The following is an 18,455-nucleotide window of genomic DNA, read 5'->3' as shown; positions in this document are numbered from 1 at the left end:
CCTCAGCCTCCGCAGACCGGCGGAAGCAGGGAGACTTTGTCCCCGGATTTCAGTGGCGTCTCGAGGCCGGCAACGAGGGTGTCGTTGACAGCGACGGCGCTGTTCTCCAGCCAGGGGGCGAGTTCGGCGTCCTCGCGCAGGGCCTTGGCGACGTCGGCGAGGGTGGCGGCTTCCATTTCGATGGCCGGTTTGTTGATCGGCCCAAGGAATTCGATACGAACCATAGTGGTAATCCTTATGAAAACAAGTCCGTGATTATAACAAAGCGGAGTTGAGGACGGGTTATTTCAGAGGAGGCGCCGTATAATTGTTAGCTTTATTTCAGGAGGGACTATGCGTTTTGGCCGGATCGAATATCTGAATCTGCTGCCGTTTCACGTCTTTATGAAGCGTTACCTGCGTTCATCGCAGTCGCAGATGATGCTGCGTCACGGGGCGAACGTGCCCTCCGCCATCAACCGTGCCTACCGGGCGCGCAAGATCGATGCGGCGTTCATCTCCAGTATCCGGGCCAAGGGGCAAAAACATCTGAACCTCGGGATCATCGCCGACGGCCCCGTGCAGAGCGTCTTGTTGATCCCCTCTGAAAGCCCCCAGACGGATACGGCCTCGGAGACCTCCAACGCCCTGACCCGGGTCCTGGGACTCGAGGGGAGGGTCATCATCGGCGACCCCGCGCTGCGGGCCTACCTGGAGGGCGTCGAGGCGCTGGACCTGGCCGAAGAGTGGCACAAACGCCACGGCCTCCCGTTTGTCTTCGGGCTGCTGAGCTACCAGTCACATGCAAAGCAGTTGCAGCAGCTCGCCCGCGCTTTTGCCCGCCGCCGCCAGAAGATCCCGCAGTACCTGCTCAAGCGCGCTTCCGTGCGTACCGGTGTCCGGCCCCAGGATATCCTTGCCTACCTGGAGGGGATCCACTACCGTATGGACCACCGTGCCCACCGCAGTCTCCGCCTTTTCTGGCGTCTCGCCGAAAAGGGGCGTTGATCGCGCGTTCCGTTTGAAAAAGCGGGGTGCGCTTATGCTATACTCGACCTAATGAAATATTGGCTCGCAGTGATCGTTTTATCGGCTTTTGCTCCGCTCGCAATGGGACAGGAACCCATTGAACCGCTGCCCAGGTATGTGACGTACGATCACGCCAAGGCGGCGCTGGGGCGGCAGCTCTTCAGCGAGACCCTGCTTTCCAGCGACAAAACGGTGGCCTGCGCCACCTGCCACAGTTTCAATTACGGGGGTGCGGATCCCCGCCCGGTCTCCATCGGAGTCGGGGGGAAAACGGGCAACGTCCAGTCCCCGACGGTGTATAACGCCCGCTACAACTTCAAGCAGTTCTGGAACGGGCGTGCGGCATCGCTCACGGAACAGGCCAGCGGGCCGATCCACAACCCTGTCGAGATGGGCATGGAGAGCGGCACGGTTGCGCGGCGCCTGAATGCCGATCCCGATTATGTCAAAGCATTTGCCGCCGTTTACGGGGGTGAGGGGGTCACCTATGAGCAGGTGATCGATGCCATCGTCGAGTTTGAAAAAGCACTGGTAACGCCCGACAGCCCCTTCGATCGCTTCTTGCGGGGGGAAGCCTCCATGACCCCGCTCGAGCTGGAGGGGTACCAGCGGTTCAAGGCCTACGGCTGCATCACCTGCCATAACGGGATCAACATCGGGGGGAACTCCTTCCAGAAGATGGGGCTTTTCGTTCCCTACGAACATGACGAAGCGGCCCCGGACCTGCATGCCATTACGAACAAACGCCGCCACGTGAATGTCTACAAGGTCCCGACGCTGCGCAACATTGCCCTGACCGCACCCTATTTCCACGACGCTTCCTCCAAGACCCTGACCGACGCGGTCCAGAAGATGAGCTACCACAACCTGGGGGTCGAACTGAGCGACAAGGATGTCCAGGCGATCGTGGCGTTCCTCAAAACGCTGACCGGTGAACGTCCGGAAGTGCTCCGATGAGTGCGCTGCTCCGGCAGATCGGCTGGAAACCCTTCCTGGCGCTGGCCGCCGGGGTGGGGTCGTTTTCGCTCCTGATCTATTTCTACCTCTCCCAGCGCCATGTCGAGTATAACTTCCGGGAGGTCCGCGGCCATTTCCACACGATCGACCGCAATTACCACCGGCTCAACTACGCGATCCTGCGCAGTTCGCTTTTCGCCTACTCCAACCAGGATGAAATCACGGGGGATCTCGATACGGTGAAGCAGGAGTATGAGGCGTTGCGGAAGAATGCGTTCCTGCAGCGGGATGCCTACCGCCAGAGCTACCGCTCTTTGGTACGCCTCGGCGAAGCGCTGAACCGGTACGAGTTGATGCTTGACGATTTTATGATGCTCAACGCGGGGATCAAGAACTCCTTTGTTTACATCACTTCGCTTTCGGCAGATAAGGTGAAGATGTTCGAGCAGGACCCCGTGACCTATGCACGGATCCTCTCCATCATTGCAGAGGTCTCCCAGGCACGGATCCTCTTCGATGCCACCTTCCTCGGGGACCTGAACCGGGAGGTGGAACCGCTGGGGTATCTTTCGGGTATGTCCAAGGAGCAGGCGGCCCTGATCCGGAGCTTTATCCTGCACGTACACTACATCGCAGGGAACTACCCGGGGTTCGTGCAGAACGTGAACCGTATCGAGACCTTCGACCTCGATCGGCGGATCGTGGAGCTGGAGACGAACTTCCTTGACGAGGCGAAGCGGGATTACGAGATGCTCGACCGTTTCGTCACCATCCTCGCGGTACTTTTCCTGACGGCCCTGATACTGGTCATGGGCCTGCTGATCCGTGCCGGGAACGAAAACCGCCGTCTGCGGGAGCTCGAGGGGGAGCTGCGCCATGCGATCAGCCACGACCAGCTGACCGGCCTGCTCAGCCGCAGCCGCTTCGAACAGCTGCAGGCGGAGTTCGAATCTCCGTATCTGCTGCTGCTCAACCTGGACCGTTTCAAGCATGTCAACGACTTTTACGGCAGTGCCGCCGGCAACGCGATCCTCAAAGAGATCGGCCTGCTGATCCGCCAGCCGGTCCTGGAGCCCTACCGCCCCCACTACTTCCGCCTGGGAGGGGACGAGTTCGGCGTGGTGCTCCAGGGGATCGACGCCGAACGTGCGCGGCAGATGGGGGTGATGCTGAAAAAAAGCATCGAGGGATACACCTTCTTCGTGGACGATATCGAGGTCTACCTGACCGTTTCCGTCGCGGTCAACGGTGTGGCCCCGCTGCTGGAGAATGCGGACCTGATCCTCAAGTATGACAAGGCGCGCCACAGCGAGGGGGTGCTGTTCTTCTCCGAGGCGCTGCATCTCAAAGAGCAGGTGGCCAGGAACATCGCTACGGCCCATGAGCTCAAAAGAGCCCTTGACCGCGATGCTATCGTGCCGTGGTTCCAGCCCATCGTACAGCTGCAGAGCGGCGAGGTTGCCAAGTATGAAGCCCTGGTGCGGATGGTGGGAAGCGACGGTGCCATCATCGGCCCGGCGGTCTTTTTGAAAACAGCGATGCAGACCCCCTACTACCGCCGGATCACCGCCGTGATGGTGCAGAAGGTCTTCGAGGCGATGGAGGGGTATGACACCCGTTTCTCCATCAACCTCGGCATGCGTGACCTGGCCGACGAAAAGATGGTATCGATGCTGCTCTCCCTGCTGGAGACCTATAAAGAGCGTGCCGGCCGCCTGGATATCGAACTGCTGGAGAGCGAAGAACTTGACGACCTGGCATCGGTTAAAACGTTTATCGAACGGGTCAAGGCGTACGGCTGCCGTGTCGCTATCGACGATTTCGGCGTCGGCTACTCCAACTTCGCCTACCTGATGGAGCTGGATATCGACATTCTGAAGATCGACGGTTCGCTGATCACCAAGGTCGTCGCCGACGAAATGACCCAGCACACCGTCAAGACGATCGTCCGGTTCGCCAAGCAGCTCGGCTTCGAGATCGTTGCGGAATTCGTCGAGGACGAAGCGACCATCGCCGTACTGCGTGGGATGGGGGTCGAGTACGGACAGGGATACTACTACGGTCATCCCGCACCGTCACCGGGGGGAGTTACATGCATTTCAAGGAGTTAACATGAGCCCGGAAAGCCAGCTCGGTGCAGTCTGTTCGCAGCTGCTGCACCCCCAAGACCTGGAGATAGGGGACGATCTGCTCACCGCACTGCGGCAGACCTCTATTGTTACACAGATCACACTTGCCGCGGGCAAGGCCGCCGTACGGCTCTTTTCCCGGGAGCAGCTGCTGCTCTCCGACATTACCCCGATCCTGCATGATTTCGCCTTCGTGGTGGTGGATGAGGTCACCTATACGGTCGAACCGGAAGGGAAGCCGGTCCATGTCTGCCGTTTCAACCTGCAGGTGGATGACACGGAGGCGTTCTCCCGGGCCAAAACGAACATCGAGACAGTCATCACGGATTCGCTGCTGGGGCGGACCTTCAGCAGCTGCCGCATCTATTCGCTGGTCTACAAGCAGAACCTGAGCCTGCGGCAGGTGACACTGCTGCGTTCGTTTATCGAGTATATCAACCAGGCGGTGCCGTCGATCAATTTCGAGACGATCCTGCACACGGTGACGCGGTACGATGAGCTCTCGGCCATGCTGCTGCACTATTTCGCGGCGCGGTTCAACCCGGAGGTCAAAACACGGGCCCAGAAAAGCACGGAAATAGAGGGAATCATCGCCGAGGCGATCAAGGCGGTACCCGACATCATGGACGACCGGATACTGAAACTCCTCTTCGCGATGCTCGGCGCCATGTGCCGGACGAACTACTACCTGGAACGCGAGGCGATCGCGTTCAAACTTGATATGACGAAGTTCGCCGAGCACCTTCGCGGGATCCAGCCGCGTATCGAGGCCTTTGTCTACCATCGTGATTTCCGGGGCGTGCACCTGCGCATGGGCAGCGTCAGCCGCGGGGGGCTCCGCTGGAGCGAGCGCTATGACGACTACCGCACCGAGGTGCGCTCTTTGATGGTGACCCAGGAGGGTAAAAACGCCATTATCATCCCCGACGGCGCCAAAGGCGGCTTTGTCATCGACCGGCCGCGCAGCGAGATCACCAAGGAGCTTTTCACGGCTATTTACAGCGCCTTCATCGAAAATCTGCTGGACCTGGTCGACAACGTCGAGGGGGGCGAGACGGCGCATGACAGCCGCATCGTCGCCTATGACGGCGAAGACAGCTACTTCGTCGTGGCGGCGGACAAGGGCACGGCGGCGATGAGCGATACGGCCAACGGCATCGCGCTCAAACGGGACTTCTGGCTCGGGGACGCCTTTGCCAGCGGGGGAAGCAACGGCTACGATCACAAGGCGATCGGGATCACGGCCAAGGGGGCGATGCGTTCGACGCAGCGCTTCTTCCTCGAGCGTGGCATCGACCTCTACAACGACCCCATCAGCGTCGTCGGCATCGGGTCGATGAACGGCGATGTTTTCGGGAACGGGATGCTGCTCTCGCGGGCGTTCAAACTGCTCGGGGCAATCTCCCACCGGGAGATCTTCGTCGACCCCAACCCCTCGCCGCAGGAGGCGTTCGAGGAGCGCAAACGGCTCTTTGCCTCCAAAGACGGAAGCTGGGGGGCGTATAACAAGGAGCTGATCTCGGCCGGGGGCGGGGTCTGGGAGCGCAGCGAGAAGGCGATCGTGCTCAGCGACGAGATACGGCGGATGCTCCAGACCCAGGTACACACCATGAGCGGGGAGGAGCTGGCACGGGCGCTGTTGTGTCTGAAAGTCGATCTGCTTTTCAACGGCGGGGTCGGTACCTATGTGAAGCACTCGGAGGAGAGCGACCTGGAGCTGGGGGACAAACAGAACGAGTCGGTGCGGGTCAACGCGGCGCAGTTGCGCTGTTTCGCCGTCTGCGAAGGGGGCAACCTCGGGTTTACCCAGCGCGCCCGCATTGAGTATGCCCTGGGCGGCGGCAAGATCAACCTTGACGGCATCGACAACGCCGGCGGGGTCGACACCTCAGACCACGAGGTCAATATCAAGATCCTGCTGCAGTCACTCAGTCGAAAGGGGCTGCTGGATCAGCAGAGCCGTACGGAGGTGCTCGGGCGCCATAGCGAACAGGTGGAGAACAGCGTGCTCTGGAGCTGCTACCGCCAGGCCCTCGCGATCTCCCGCGACGAGCAGCTCAGCCGGATGTACCTGGAGGATTTCCAAGAAGCCATCGATATCATCGCCGAGGAGAACCCGGTCTTTAACCGCCGTGACTTTTACATCCCGAAAAAAGAGAATATTTTCGAGGTACTCTCCGTCGAAGGGGGCATCGTCCGGCCGATCCTGGGGTCGCTGCTCTCTTATGCGAAGATCTTCATCAAGCAGCTGATCATCGATACGTCACTGATCGATGAGCAGTTCGCCCAGCGCTATCTGTACAAATATTTCCCCAAGGCCTTCGTCAGCGCCTATGAGGAAGAGATCCGCCACCACCCGCTGCGTCCGCAGATCATCGCGACGATGATCGCCGATATGGTCATCAACAACCAGGGGGTCTCTTTCGTTCAGGATTTCCGGCGCCTGGGGAAAGCGCGCTTCTTGATGAAGATACGCGCCTACCTGATCTGCAACGCCCTTTTCGGCGCGAACGACATCCGGCATACGATCTTCCGCTCGGACTATACGATGCCGGTACGCCAGCAGTATGCCCTGCTGGACCAGATCGAGCACGTGCTCAATTTCGCCACGCGCTGGATGGTCAAATACGTCGATGTCGAATCGATCGATGCGCTTCATTTTATCGAGCACCGGGAGGAGCTCTTTGAGATGCTCTCGAAGATCAAGCCCAAACAGCCGCGGATGCTGATCGAGGGGAACGAGACCTTTAACCGTTTCTTCGACGTGCTGGAGTATCTGCGCTTTGCGGTGGCGGTCATCGTGACCAAAGAGCAGAGCAAACACTCCTTCGGCGATGTCGCGACGCTCTTTTACCTGGTGATCGAGCGGTTTGCGATCCTGAGGATCATCAATATCCTCAATGCCCTCGATCTCAAAGATGAACGGGATCTCAACCTGCGGCGGCAGCTGCTGCAGTTCGTCGAGTACATTGCCGTGCACTATACCAACCGTATCCTGGCATTCCAGCGCATTAACGAACCGCCGGTGGAAGCGTTCGAGAACTTCCTGGCCAACGACCAGGAGGCGTTTGCGGATATTCTGGAGTCGATCGCGGCACTGGAGGCGAACCAAAAGCCCTCCCTGCGGGACGTGACCCTGCTGGTCAATCTGCTGATGACGTCGGTGATCTAAGGTTTATTCCGTCTCGCAGTCGACGCAGATACGCTCGGCGAGTTCACGGCGGTAGGCCTCGATATCGAAGTCGGCCGCGCGGGCGACGCCCGTATGGATGGCCGCGGCGGCGACGGTGCTGGAGACCTCGACGATCAGGCGCTTGTCGAAGGGTTTGGGAATAAGGTAGTCACGGCCGAAGGTGAGTTCGGTGCCGTAGAGTTCGTTCAGGTAGGCGGGGACCTCCGTCCGGGCCAGGCGTGCCAGCGCTTCGGCGGCGGCGATCTTCATCTCCGTATTGATCGCTTTGGCGCGCACGTCAACGGCCCCGCGGAAGATGAAGGGGAAGCCCAGGACGTTGTTGACCTGGTTGGGGAAGTCGCTGCGCCCGGTGGCGACGATGGCGTCGGGACGGGCCTCGCGAACCAGTTCCGGCATGATCTCCGGCGTGGGGTTGGCGAGGGTAAAGACGACGGGGTTCTCGGCCATGCGTTTGACGTCGTCCGTGCTGAAGGTACCCGGGCGCGAAAGGCCGACGGCGACGTGGGCGCCCTCGAAGGCGTCGCTCTGGCTGATGGGGACCTTGATGGCGAACTCTGTTTTATAGGCATTGAGGTCGCTGCGTCCCGTATGCACGACGCCCTTGGAGTCGATCAGGATGATGTTTTCCACGCCCAGGTAGCGGTAGAGGCGGGCGCAGCTGATGGCCGCGGCCCCGGCCCCGACGATGACGATGCGCAGGGTTTTGATGTCGCGCCCCGTCAGGCGGCAGGCGTTCATGATGCCTGCGGCGCTGATGACGGCGGTGCCGTGCTGGTCGTCGTGCATCACGGGGATGTCGAGGCGGGCGGCGAGGCGTTTTTCGATCTCGAAGCACTCGGGGGCCTTGATGTCTTCAAGGTTGATCCCCCCGAAGGTGGGGGCGATCGCCTCGACGACGCTGCAGAAGCGCTCGATGTCCTTCGTATCGACTTCGATGTCGAAGGCGTCGAGGTCGCTGAACTTCTTGAACAGGACCGCTTTGCCCTCCATCACGGGCTTGGAGGCCTGTGCGCCGATATCGCCCAGACCGAGCACCGCTGTACCGTTGGAGACGACCCCGATCAGGTTCGCCTTGGCCGTATAACGGTAGGCATCTTCGGGGTTCTTCTCAATGGCGAGGCAGGGGACGGCGACCCCGGGGGTATAGGCCAGGGAGAGGTCGTGCTGGCTCTTAAAGGATTTGGTGACGCTGATGCCGAGTTTTCCCGGGGTGGGTTCGGCATGGTAAGCGAGGGCTTCTTCGTTGGTAAGCGGGGTGGCCATGGTAGCTCCCTTTTAGTTGAGTTGGGCGGTCAGTCCGGCGATACGCGCCAGGGTCTCTTCCCGGCCGATGGCGGCCATGATGGTATCGACACCGGGGCCGGCAAGTTTGCCCATCAGCGCCAGGCGCAGCGGCATCCCGATCTTGCCGAAACCGATCTCCATCTCGGCAACGACCGTCTCCATTAGGGCGTGGTAGTCGGTCGGGAGGTGAAGCTCGGCAGCGGCTTCGACCTTCGCGGCGAAGGCTTCCAGGACCGCTTTCGAGTCGGGTTTGACCGCTTTCTTGAACGCCTTTTCATCGTATTCGGTCGGCGCGGTCAGCACCTCTTTGACCATCTCGGCGAGTTCGAGCAGCGTCTTGGCGCGCTCTTTGAGGGCGTCGAGCAGGATCTCTTTCTTGTCGTGGGCCTGCAGGTCGACGCCGAAGGGGAGCAGCTCGTGGGCCAGCGCATCGTTGGCGAGGTTCTTGATGTAGTGGGCGTTGAGCCAGTCGAGTTTCTCGGTGTTGTAGATGGAGGCCGACTTGTTGATCGTATTCGGATCGAAGAGTCTCTTCATCTCCTCCATGGAGAAGATCTCCTGGTCGCCGTGGCTCCACCCCAGGCGTACGAGGAAGTTGAGCAGGGCTTCAGGCCGGTAGCCGAGGCGTTTGTACTCCATCACGTCCGTTGCGCCGTCACGCTTGGAGAGCTTTTTGCCTTCGCTGTTGTGGATCATCGGCACGTGGTAGAACGCGGGGGCTTTGAAGCCCAGGGCGTCGTAGACAACGAGCTGTTTGGGCGTATTGGAGAAGTGGTCATCCCCGCGGATGACCTCGTTGATACCCATGAGCGCATCGTCGACGGCGACGACGAAGTTGTAAGTCGGCGATCCGTCGGCGCGGGCGATGATGAAGTCGTCGAGGATGTCGTCAACGTTGAAGGTGACTTCGCCCTTGATGCCGTCATAGACGGTAATGGTTCCCTCTGTCGGGGCCTTGATGCGGATAACGGGATCGACGCCTTCGGGCGGCGTGCCGGTAAAGTCGCGGTAGCGGCCGTCGTAGCGCGGGCGTTCCTTGCGTGCCTGCTGTTCTTCACGCAGGGCGTCAAGCTCTTCCTTGCTCATGTAGCATTTGTAGGCTTTGCCCTCCTGGAGGAGCTGCTCGATATACATCCGGTAGACACCCGTGCGCTGTGACTGGTAGAGGATCTCGCCGTCGTGTTCGAGGCCGATCCATTCGAAAGCATCGACGATCGCCTGGGCCGCAGCCTCGTTGTTGCGGCTTTGATCGGTGTCTTCGATGCGCAGAACGAATTTCCCGCCGTTGCGGCGGGCCCAGAGCCAGGAGAAGAGTGCGGTACGCAGTCCCCCGATATGCAGGTATCCGGTCGGACTGGGGGCGAAGCGGGTGACAACCATGGTAAGCAAGCCTTTTTTTGGCGCCATTATAACTCATTACGGATTGGAGGTAGGAAAAGTGTGAAGTCGCGGGGGATTGTGCCGGAAGGGTATGCAGCCGGGAGGAAGGGCTTTGCCGTCCCGAAAAAAGCCGTGAGAGCGTCCATTCAACTAAAACGGGTAAAATAGTGCCTTTCAATCAGGAGACCGCTTTGCAAAAAACAGCACTGCTTTTCATACTTTTTACCGCGGCGTTATACGCCCGGATGGTCGACGGTGTCGCCATCCTCGTCAAGGAGGAACCGATCACCCTCTATGCCATCACGCAGAAGATGCAGGAGGGCGGCGCGACGCAGGCCCAGGCCGTCGATGCCCTGATCCGGGAGAAGCTCGAGTCCCAGGAGATCGCGCAGCGCGATCTCAGCATCAGCGAGACGGAACTGCAGGAGCGTATCAAGCAGATCGCGGGGCAGAATAACATGACATCGGCGCAGCTCTTCGACGCGGTCTGGAAAACGGAACATCTCAGCCGCACCGCTTTCGAAGCGAAGCTCAAGCAGTCCATGCTGACCCAGAAACTCTACAGCGCCATTGCGATGGCGAATATGGAGGAGCCCGGCGACGAGGAGATGCGCGAATACTACCGTCTGCATGCGGACAAATTCTCCCATCCCGAAACCTTTGAGGTCACCGTCTACCATGCACCGGCGCAGGGGGCCCTGAAACGCAAGATGGACAACCCGATGCTGATGCTGCCGGACGTGACGATGCAGGAGGCTTCACTGCCCTATGCGAACATCGAGCCGCAACTTGCCGCCCTGCTGATCAAGACGGAGATCGGCGCATTCACGCCGATGCTTTCCGACCCGAAGGGGGGATTCGTTTCGTTTTATATCCGCAATAAAAGCCTCCCGGTCATGCAGCCGTTCGAGACGGTGAAGATGCAGGTGCAGGAGGAGATGATGGGCGATGCGCGCGAACAGACGCTCAAGGACTATTTCAACCGTGCCCGTCTGAATGCCGAGATCACCGTGATCCGTCTGCCGGACCAGCAATAGGGCAGCATTTCCCAGGTATAGAACAGCGTTGCGTTTACAGGTGAAAGCGGGCGGGGCCTGAGGCCTTACCCTTTGTAGTTTTCGAGGTACTTCGTATCGAAGTTGTTGGAGATGAAGTCGTCGTTTTCCATCATTTTGATGTGGAAGGGGATCGTTGTGCGGATACCGCTGATGGTGAATTCACTCAGCGCACGGTGCATCCGTTTGATCGCATGGTCGCGGTCACGGCCGTAGACGATCAGCTTCCCGATCATGGAGTCGTAGGTCGGCGGAACGATGTAGCCCGCGTGGGCATGGGTGTCGATGCGCACGCCGATACCGCCCGGGGCGATCCACTCCTGGATCTTGCCCGGGCTCGGGAGGAACTTGACCGGGTCTTCCGCCGTGATGCGGCATTCGATGGCATGGCCTTTGAGCTTGATCTCCTCCTGCTTGGGGAGTGTCTCCCCCTCCGCGACGCGGATCATCAGCTCGATGAGGTCAAGGCCGCTGACCTCTTCGGAGACGGTGTGCTCGACCTGCAGACGCGTGTTCATCTCCATAAAGTAGAAATCGAGGTTCGCATCGAGCAGGAATTCGAAGGTACCGGCGCCTTCGTAGTTGATGTACTGCGTGGCACGGACGGCGGCAGCATGGAGGCGTTCACGGACCTCCGGCGTCAGGACGACGGCCGGGGACTCTTCGATCAGTTTCTGGTGGCGGCGCTGCATGGAGCAGTCGCGTTCGCCGACATGAATGACGTTGCCGTGGCTGTCCGCCATAACCTGCACCTCGATGTGGCGCGGGTTCAGGATGAACTTTTCCATGTAGATCGTGCCGTCGCCGAAGGCGGTGACCGCTTCGGATTCTGCCGCGAGGAAGGCGTTTTCGAGGTAGCTTTCGTCTTCGACGACGCGCATCCCGCGCCCCCCGCCGCCCTGGGCGGCTTTGAGGATGACCGGGTAACCGACTTCGCGGGCACGCTTTTTGGCATCATCGATATCGGTAATGGCACCGTCGCTGCCCGGAACGACCGGGACGCCTGCGGCGATCATGACGTCTTTGGCTTTGGACTTGTCCGACATCAGTACCATGACTTCCGGGGTTGGCCCGATGAACTTGATGCCGTGGTGGGCACAGATCTCGACGAAGTGCTGGTTCTCGCTCAGGAAGCCGTAGCCGGGGAAGATGGCATCACAGCCGCTCACTTCCGCGGCGGAGATAATGGCGGGGATATGCAGATAGCTGGCGCTGCTGGGCGCTTCGCCGATGCAGATGGCGGCGTCGGCCAGCTCAAGGTAGGCGGCGCCTTTGTCCCCTTTGGAGTAGACGGCGACGGCTTCCTTTCCCATCTCTTTGATGGTTCGGATGGCACGCAGGGCGATCTCGCCGCGGTTCGCGACCAGGATACGCTTGATCTGGGCCATCAGAGCTTCTCTACCACGAAGAGCGGCATATCGTATTCGACCGCCTGGCCGTCGGAAACGAGTACGTCGAGGACTTTACAGTCGAATTCCGCTTCGAGTTCGTTCATGATCTTCATCGCTTCGAGGATGGCGATGACCTGGCCTTTTTTCACCGTATCGCCCACTTTGACGAACGGGGCGGAGTCCGGCGACGGCGCCGCATAATAGGTACCGACCATCGGGGAGAGGATCTCGTCGCCGCTGACAGAAGGGGCCGGAGCCGCTGCCGCGGCAGGTGCCGGTGCGGCTGCGGGGGTAGCAGCCGGTGCTGCGACCGGTGCAGGAGCGGCAATAGGTGCCGCGACGGCTCCGATGACTTTTTCCAGTTCCATCTCGAATCCCTCTTTGGTGATCTTCAGTTTGGAAAGCCCGCTCTCGTCAAATTCCTGCATCAATGCCTTGATCTGTCTCATATCCATGTCAAAACGCTCCTGGGGGCCCTGGAAATGGGTGAAAACCCTTGGTTTTCTTCATCGGGGCCGCCTAAATTTTAATGCGATATAATAGCACAACTTAATTTAAGCCGCCCGGGAAACGCCCCGAGGCAGGGAAGGATTTTTATGGGACTGAAGGCGGACAGCTGGATCAGGGAACAGGCGCTTAAACACGCCATGATTACGCCTTTTTGCGAGGATCAGGTCGGCAAGGGCGTGGTCAGCTACGGTCTGAGCTCCTACGGGTATGACATCCGTGTCAGCGACGAGTTCAAGATCTTTACGAACCTCAACTCCACCGTGGTCGATCCGAAACATTTTGATGATGCGAACGTCGTGGATTACAAGGGCGACATCTGCATCGTCCCGCCGAACTCCTTTGCGCTGGCGCGGACCGTCGAGTACTTCAAGATCCCCCGCGACGTCCTGGCGATCTGTCTGGGCAAGTCCACCTATGCGCGCTGCGGGATCATCGTTAACGTGACCCCGTTCGAACCGGAATTCGAAGGGCATATCACGATCGAAATCTCCAACACCACGCCGCTGCCGGCGAAGATCTACGCCAACGAGGGGATCGCCCAGGTGCTCTTCTTGCAGGGTGACGAAATGTGTGAGACAAGCTACGGCGACAAGGGCGGAAAATACCAGGGGCAAGAGGGTATTACTTTACCGCGCATTTTACAGTAATACGCTATAGTGGCGTCTATGGGACGTAAAGCGGCGTCCTAAAAAAGATGAGGACAACATATGCTGCACGAATACCGTGAGATCATCACCAAGATGAAGGAAGACGGAAGCGCCAACGCGCATTTTCTGAAAATTTTCGAGCGTCACAACGAGCTGGATGACCTGATCACGAAGGGTGAAAACGGCCAGATCCCGATGGACGACGTTGAGATCGAGAAGTTGAAAAAAGAGAAGCTGCTGCTCAAAGACGAGGCTTACGCCGAGATCATCAAGTACAAAAAAGAAAACAACCTCTAAAAAGACGCCCGGCTGCCGTACGGCAGCCGATTCCCCCTACGGTTTTACCAGATCAATGACTTTTTCCGGCGGACGGCCGATAACGGCTTTGTCCTCCGTGATCACGACGGGACGCTCAATGAGCTTCGGATGCTCCGTCATCGCTTTGATCAGGGCAGCTTCGTCGGTGACGTTTTTCAGCCCGAGCTCTTTGTAGACGGCCTCTTTCGTGCGCATCAGGTCGCGGGCTCCGATGCCGAGCATGGCCAGAAGATCGCGCAGCTGCGTCTCGGTCGGGACATCATCAAGGTAGCGGACGATGTCCGGGGTGATCCCCTCTGCCTCCAGCAGTTTCAGGGCTTCGCGGGATTTACCGCAGCGGGGGTTGTGCCAGATGGTCACTTTCGAATGCATTGAGACTCCTTTTTTCCGAAATTGTAACGCTTTTCTGATTTGCCTCCGTTTGCATGAGGCGTGCCATGACATCGATCACAAAAATGCGTAAAATATCCCAATGGAACAACTCAGACTCTTTTTGATCATGCTCAAAGGCTCCTTCGGTGACCTGGCCCCCATCATCGCCGTCATCGCCTTTTTCCAGATCTTCATCCTGCAGCAGATGCCCGACAATCTGCTCTCTGTCGCGACGGGACTGTTTATCGTCGCTGTAGGACTCGCACTCTTTATCCAGGGGCTGGAAGTCGGTATCTTCCCCGTCGGGGAGAATCTGGCCCAGGAGTTCGCGCGGAAGGGCTCCGCGTTCTGGCTGCTGCTCTTCGCCTTTCTCATCGGCTTCTCGACGACCATTGCCGAACCGGCGCTGATTGCCATCGCCGACAAGGCGGCCGTCATCAGCGACGGCAAGATAGATGCCCTCGTGCTGCGGCTGACGGTGGCGTTTTCGGTCGGCTTCGCCATCGCCCTGGGGACGTTCCGTATCCTGACGGGCCATCCCATCCATTTCTATATCATTACCGGCTATATCATCGTCGTCGTGCTGACCTTCTTCGTCCCTCCGGAGATCGTCGGGCTCGCCTACGACAGCGGGGGGGTGACGACCTCGACGGTAACCGTTCCCCTCGTCGCGGCGCTCGGTGTCGGGCTTGCGAGCAGTATCCGGGGGCGTAACCCGGTCATCGACGGCTTCGGGCTGATCGCCTTCGCCTCGCTGACGCCGATGATCTTTGTGCAGCTCTACGGGATCGTCGTCTACGCCTCCGGCAACGGTCAGGCGATTGCCGCCGTGGCACAGAGCGTGTCGGAACACGTGGAGCAGAGCCGTACGATCGGCCAGCAGGCGCTGGCACTGCTGCTGGAGCTTATCGATGTCATCAAGGATGTTCTGCCGATCCTCGCCGTCATCTTCTTTTTCCAGTACGCCATTATCAAGAAGCAGGTGCCCTACCTGCGCCGTATCGTCTTCGGTATCGTGCTGGTGATCCTGGGGCTGTATGCTTTTATCGTCGGACTGGAGATGGGGCTTTTCCCCATCGGTGAGACGATGGCGCTTCAGCTCACCGAGCAGGATAACCGGCTGCTTATCTACCTTTTCGCCTTTCTCATCGGTTTTTCGACGACGATGGCGGAACCGGCGTTGCTGGCGATCGCGATCAAGGTCGAGGAGATATCTGCCGGAAAGATCCGTCAGATGGTCCTTCGCATTGCCGTGGCCCTTGGGGTGGCGGTCGGCATCGCCCTGGGGGCATACCGTATCGTAGCAGGGGATCCCATCCACTATTACATTATCGCGGGCTACATCATCGTCATCATTCTGACCTATTTCGCCCCGCGCTACATCATCCCGATCGCCTACGACAGCGGCGGGGTGACGACGTCGACGGTTACCGTGCCGCTGGTTGCGGCGCTGGGGCTGGGGCTGGCAACCAACATCGAGGGGCGGAGCCCGCTCATTGACGGGTTCGGGCTGATCGCGTTTGCGTCACTCTTCCCGATGATCACCGTCATGGCCTACGGGGTGATCACGGAAGTCAGTGCCAGGAGCACAAAAACTCAACACAAGGAGGAGTTTGAATGAGGTTTGCATTACTAGTAGCGATCGTGGAACAGTCGCTGGAAGAGGAGGCGATCGATATCGCCAAGGCTAACGGTGCCGGCGGTGTCACGAGTCTGACCGGCAAAGGGACGGGGCTGAATGAAAAGAAGACGTTTTTCGGCCTGACGTATGAGCGCCCGGAGAGCGTGCTGCTCTTCGTTCTTGAGAAACGGAGCTCCGTGAAAGTGATGAAAGCGCTGAAGAACGAACTGCACCTTGAAACCGAGAACAAGGGGATCGTCATGTCGCTGCCCATCGAACATCTCGCGGGGATCGCCAGCAACCAGATCGAAGCGTTTGCCAACAGACTCAAAGAGGAGAAAGAGGTATGAAACTGATTACAGTGCGGGATATTATGACCCCGGCGGACGAGATCGCGATGATCTCGCCCTATGCGACGGTGCGTGAGCTGATCAACATGATGGACACGCGCGATGTGCGTTCTGTTATTGTCGAGCGTACCAGCGAGAACGACGCCTATGGGATCGTCACCTACTCGAACATCCTGGAGGCGATCTACAGCAATGACGGCGATATGGACCTGCTGAACGTTTACGATATCGCCAGCAAGCCGATGGTGCAGATCGTACCGGACCTCGACATCCGCTACGCGGCGCAGCTGATGATCAACCAGAAGATCAAGCACCTCTCCGTCACCTGGGAAGGGCGCCTGACGGGGGTGATCAGTATGACGGATATCGCCCGGGTCCTGATGGAGGAAGCACGCGCCGATATGTAGGTTTCGGCGTCAGAGCAGGTGCTTTTTCATCCAGTGTGAGAGTACGAAGAGGCTCCACGCCTGCTGCTTGAAGCGGCCGCGTTTTACTGCGGCTTCAATGTAGCGCTCAAGCATCTCTTGTTTGAACAGCCCCGTTTGCTCGTTGACCTCGGTGATGAGGTCGATCTTCCCCGAGGCGTGCAGATACTCCATATAGGGCGAGGCGAATCCCTTCTTTTTGCGATTCAGTATCGTGTCACCGAGGTAGGGCTGCATGATCTGTTTGAGCAGCGCTTTCGGCCGTCCGTTGCCGATCTTGAGTTCCGCTGACGTGCCGAAGACCGTCTCGGCCAGACGGTGGTCGAGCATTGGGGTGCGGGACTCGATACCGTGGGCCATGGAGACGCGGTCGAGCTTCGTGAGGTAGTATTCGGCCTGGAGATGGCGCAGGTCGAGGTAGCTGTACCACTGCGTGGGGTGTGTCCAGCGGCTCGCATCGAAACGGTCGCGTTCGGGCTGAATGAAGCGTAGCCCCTCTTCGTCCCGGACGTTGCGGCGCATTAGGGCGTTTTTCTGCAGGTCCGTGAACTTTTCACCCGCCCCCCGGAAGAGCAGCGTCTCATCGAAGGCGCGCTTGTACCACTCCCATTCGCGGTTGACGGAGAAGTGGCCGTGAAAAAACTTTTTCAGCCACGCCTTGCGCTGCAGGGCGGCCAGCTGCTCGATATCGAGGTAGTCGAAATACTGCCGGTAGCCCAGAAAGAGTTCGTCTCCCCCCTCGCCGCTGAGCACGACGCGGTAGCCCTTTTTCTTGATGGCGCCGAAGAGAAGGTAGAGCGGGATCGCCGCCGGGTCGTTCAGGGGCTCGTCGAGGGCGTCCATGACCGGGTCGATGGCATCGATGAAGTCGGTCTGGCTGATGGTGACCTTCGTATTGTTTATCCCCAGGATGCGCGCCGTTTCGGCGGCACTCTCGCTCTCGTCGTAGTTCCAGCGCTCCGCGTAACCCAGGCTGAAGGTCTGCAGCGGACGGCCGAGTTTTTTGGCAAAGGCGTTCACGGCGGCACTGTCGATCCCGCCGCTGAGCAGGGCCGCGACGGGGACGTCGGCATCGAGGCGCATTGCGATGCTCTCTTCCATGCGTGTCTCGATACGCTTCGGGGCACTGTTGTCATCCACCGGCTCGGCATGTTCGAGCAAACAGTAATACGAACGCCGGCTAACGCTGCCGTTTGTCACCGTTATGAGCTCGCCGGGCGCGATTTTTTCGATGCCTTCGAAGAAGGTATGGGGCGCTGTAGGGGCCTGAAAGGAGAGAAAACCCATCATGGCATCGTCGTTCATTCTGACGCGTGAAAGGAAGGGGAGAATCCCTTTGATCTCCGAGGCAAACACAAAACACTCTTTCTGTTTGGCAAAAAAGAGCGGTTTTTTCCCCAGCCGGTCGCGGAACAGGTAGAGGGTACCGTCGTCGTAAATCGCCAGGGCGAACATGCCGCGAAATCGGTGCACGCACTCTATCCCCCAGCGCAGGTAGGCTGCCAGGACGGTTTCGGCTTCCGTGGCCGCTTGGAGCTGCAGCGTCTCCGCAATCTCACGGTAGTTGTAGATCTCCCCGTTGAAGCTGAGCAGGACGTTGCCTTCGCGCAGCGGCTGGTGGGAACGTTCGTGGAGATCGCGGATGCTCAGCCGCTGCTGGGCGAAAAAGAGCCCACTCTCTTCGACGATCCCGCAGTAGTCCGGCCCGCGGTGAGCCAGTGCGGCGAGACCCCTGCGGGCGGTTTTGGGGTCATATTCACCGAGGACCCCGAAGACGGCGCACATCAGTGTGCCCTTCGCGGTAGGCGGCAGATG

At 59.3% G+C, this 18,455-nt stretch carries 17 protein-coding genes; 10 read left to right on the top strand and 7 right to left on the bottom strand.

Translation table 11 applies throughout. From position 1 onward, the window contains the following. Nucleotides 1-2: 2 nt before the first annotated feature. Complete coding sequence (locus ACXWTF_RS09760; RefSeq protein ID WP_231019418.1) at nucleotides 3-224, bottom strand: MoaD/ThiS family protein; 222 nt, start codon at nucleotides 222-224, stop codon at nucleotides 3-5. 109 nt (nucleotides 225-333) lie between these two features. Between ACXWTF_RS09760 and ACXWTF_RS09755 the strand changes: the two genes are divergently transcribed. The 4 genes from ACXWTF_RS09755 to ACXWTF_RS09740 are packed head-to-tail and all read left to right on the top strand — an operon-like array spanning nucleotide 334 to nucleotide 7,266. Beyond that, entirely contained in the window at nucleotides 334-987 is a 654-nt protein-coding gene (locus tag ACXWTF_RS09755; protein WP_461714805.1) for an MqnA/MqnD/SBP family protein, read from the top strand. A gap of 51 nt (nucleotides 988-1,038) precedes the next feature. Continuing rightward, nucleotides 1,039-1,965 (top strand): cytochrome-c peroxidase, encoded by a 927-nt coding sequence (locus ACXWTF_RS09750; RefSeq protein WP_461714804.1) that lies wholly within the window; start codon nucleotides 1,039-1,041, stop codon nucleotides 1,963-1,965. Then, entirely contained in the window at nucleotides 1,962-4,076 is a 2,115-nt protein-coding gene (locus tag ACXWTF_RS09745) for an EAL domain-containing protein (protein ID WP_461714803.1), read from the top strand. The genes ACXWTF_RS09750 and ACXWTF_RS09745 overlap by 4 nt, the downstream gene beginning before the upstream one ends. 1 nt (nucleotide 4,077) lies before the next feature. After that, complete coding sequence (locus ACXWTF_RS09740; RefSeq protein WP_461714802.1) at nucleotides 4,078-7,266, top strand: NAD-glutamate dehydrogenase domain-containing protein; 3,189 nt, start codon at nucleotides 4,078-4,080, stop codon at nucleotides 7,264-7,266. 3 nt (nucleotides 7,267-7,269) lie between these two features. Here the strand turns inward: ACXWTF_RS09740 and ACXWTF_RS09735 are convergent, their stop codons facing one another. After that, nucleotides 7,270-8,550 (bottom strand): malic enzyme-like NAD(P)-binding protein, encoded by a 1,281-nt coding sequence (locus ACXWTF_RS09735; protein WP_461714801.1) that lies wholly within the window; start codon nucleotides 8,548-8,550, stop codon nucleotides 7,270-7,272. A 12-nt stretch (nucleotides 8,551-8,562) separates the two neighbouring features. Next, a complete protein-coding gene (gene gltX, locus ACXWTF_RS09730; RefSeq protein WP_461714832.1) occupies nucleotides 8,563-9,951 on the bottom strand; it encodes a glutamate--tRNA ligase in 1,389 nt (462 codons plus the stop codon). A 191-nt stretch (nucleotides 9,952-10,142) separates the two neighbouring features. Between gltX and ACXWTF_RS09725 the strand changes: the two genes are divergently transcribed. Beyond that, entirely contained in the window at nucleotides 10,143-10,988 is an 846-nt protein-coding gene (locus tag ACXWTF_RS09725) for a peptidylprolyl isomerase (RefSeq protein WP_461714800.1), read from the top strand. A gap of 65 nt (nucleotides 10,989-11,053) precedes the next feature. Here the strand turns inward: ACXWTF_RS09725 and ACXWTF_RS09720 are convergent, their stop codons facing one another. Both ACXWTF_RS09720 and accB read right to left on the bottom strand, forming a co-directional pair. Then, a complete protein-coding gene (locus ACXWTF_RS09720) occupies nucleotides 11,054-12,394 on the bottom strand; it encodes an acetyl-CoA carboxylase biotin carboxylase subunit (RefSeq protein WP_461714799.1) in 1,341 nt (446 codons plus the stop codon). Continuing rightward, entirely contained in the window at nucleotides 12,394-12,852 is a 459-nt protein-coding gene (accB, locus tag ACXWTF_RS09715; RefSeq protein WP_461714798.1) for an acetyl-CoA carboxylase biotin carboxyl carrier protein, read from the bottom strand. Before accB ends, ACXWTF_RS09720 begins: the two co-directional genes overlap by 1 nt. 141 nt (nucleotides 12,853-12,993) lie before the next feature. Between accB and dcd the strand changes: the two genes are divergently transcribed. Together dcd and ACXWTF_RS09705 are read left to right on the top strand one after the other, a co-directional pair. Beyond that, a complete protein-coding gene (gene dcd / locus ACXWTF_RS09710) occupies nucleotides 12,994-13,554 on the top strand; it encodes a dCTP deaminase (RefSeq protein WP_461714797.1) in 561 nt (186 codons plus the stop codon). 60 nt (nucleotides 13,555-13,614) lie between these two features. Continuing rightward, nucleotides 13,615-13,851, top strand: coding sequence for a YdcH family protein (locus ACXWTF_RS09705; RefSeq protein ID WP_461714796.1), 237 nt, complete (start codon nucleotides 13,615-13,617; stop codon nucleotides 13,849-13,851). A 36-nt stretch (nucleotides 13,852-13,887) separates the two neighbouring features. On the opposite strand, the gene arsC is transcribed toward ACXWTF_RS09705, so the two are convergent. Further along, nucleotides 13,888-14,244 (bottom strand): arsenate reductase (glutaredoxin), encoded by a 357-nt coding sequence (gene arsC, locus ACXWTF_RS09700; RefSeq protein WP_461714795.1) that lies wholly within the window; start codon nucleotides 14,242-14,244, stop codon nucleotides 13,888-13,890. Nucleotides 14,245-14,344: 100 nt separating this feature from the next. Between arsC and ACXWTF_RS09695 the strand changes: the two genes are divergently transcribed. Genes ACXWTF_RS09695 through ACXWTF_RS09685 form a run of 3 tightly spaced genes read left to right on the top strand, consistent with a single transcriptional unit; the run spans nucleotide 14,345 to nucleotide 16,622 of the window. Further along, nucleotides 14,345-15,865: a DUF1538 domain-containing protein gene (locus ACXWTF_RS09695; protein ID WP_461714794.1), complete on the top strand. Its 1,521-nt coding sequence runs from the start codon at nucleotides 14,345-14,347 to the stop codon at nucleotides 15,863-15,865. Further along, nucleotides 15,862-16,215, top strand: a complete 354-nt coding sequence (locus tag ACXWTF_RS09690; protein WP_461714793.1) for a transcriptional regulator — start codon at nucleotides 15,862-15,864, stop codon at nucleotides 16,213-16,215. The genes ACXWTF_RS09695 and ACXWTF_RS09690 overlap by 4 nt, the downstream gene beginning before the upstream one ends. Further along, nucleotides 16,212-16,622, top strand: a complete 411-nt coding sequence (locus tag ACXWTF_RS09685; RefSeq protein WP_461714792.1) for a CBS domain-containing protein — start codon at nucleotides 16,212-16,214, stop codon at nucleotides 16,620-16,622. The genes ACXWTF_RS09690 and ACXWTF_RS09685 overlap by 4 nt, the downstream gene beginning before the upstream one ends. 9 nt (nucleotides 16,623-16,631) lie before the next feature. Here ACXWTF_RS09685 and asnB read toward each other — a convergent pair whose 3' ends face one another. After that, entirely contained in the window at nucleotides 16,632-18,425 is a 1,794-nt protein-coding gene (gene asnB / locus ACXWTF_RS09680; RefSeq protein ID WP_461714791.1) for an asparagine synthase (glutamine-hydrolyzing), read from the bottom strand. Nucleotides 18,426-18,455 lie beyond the last annotated feature (30 nt).

It is taken from the genome of Thiomicrolovo sp. ZZH C-3 (assembly GCF_054862725.1).
This window is presented reverse-complemented; position numbering and strand designations above follow the sequence as displayed.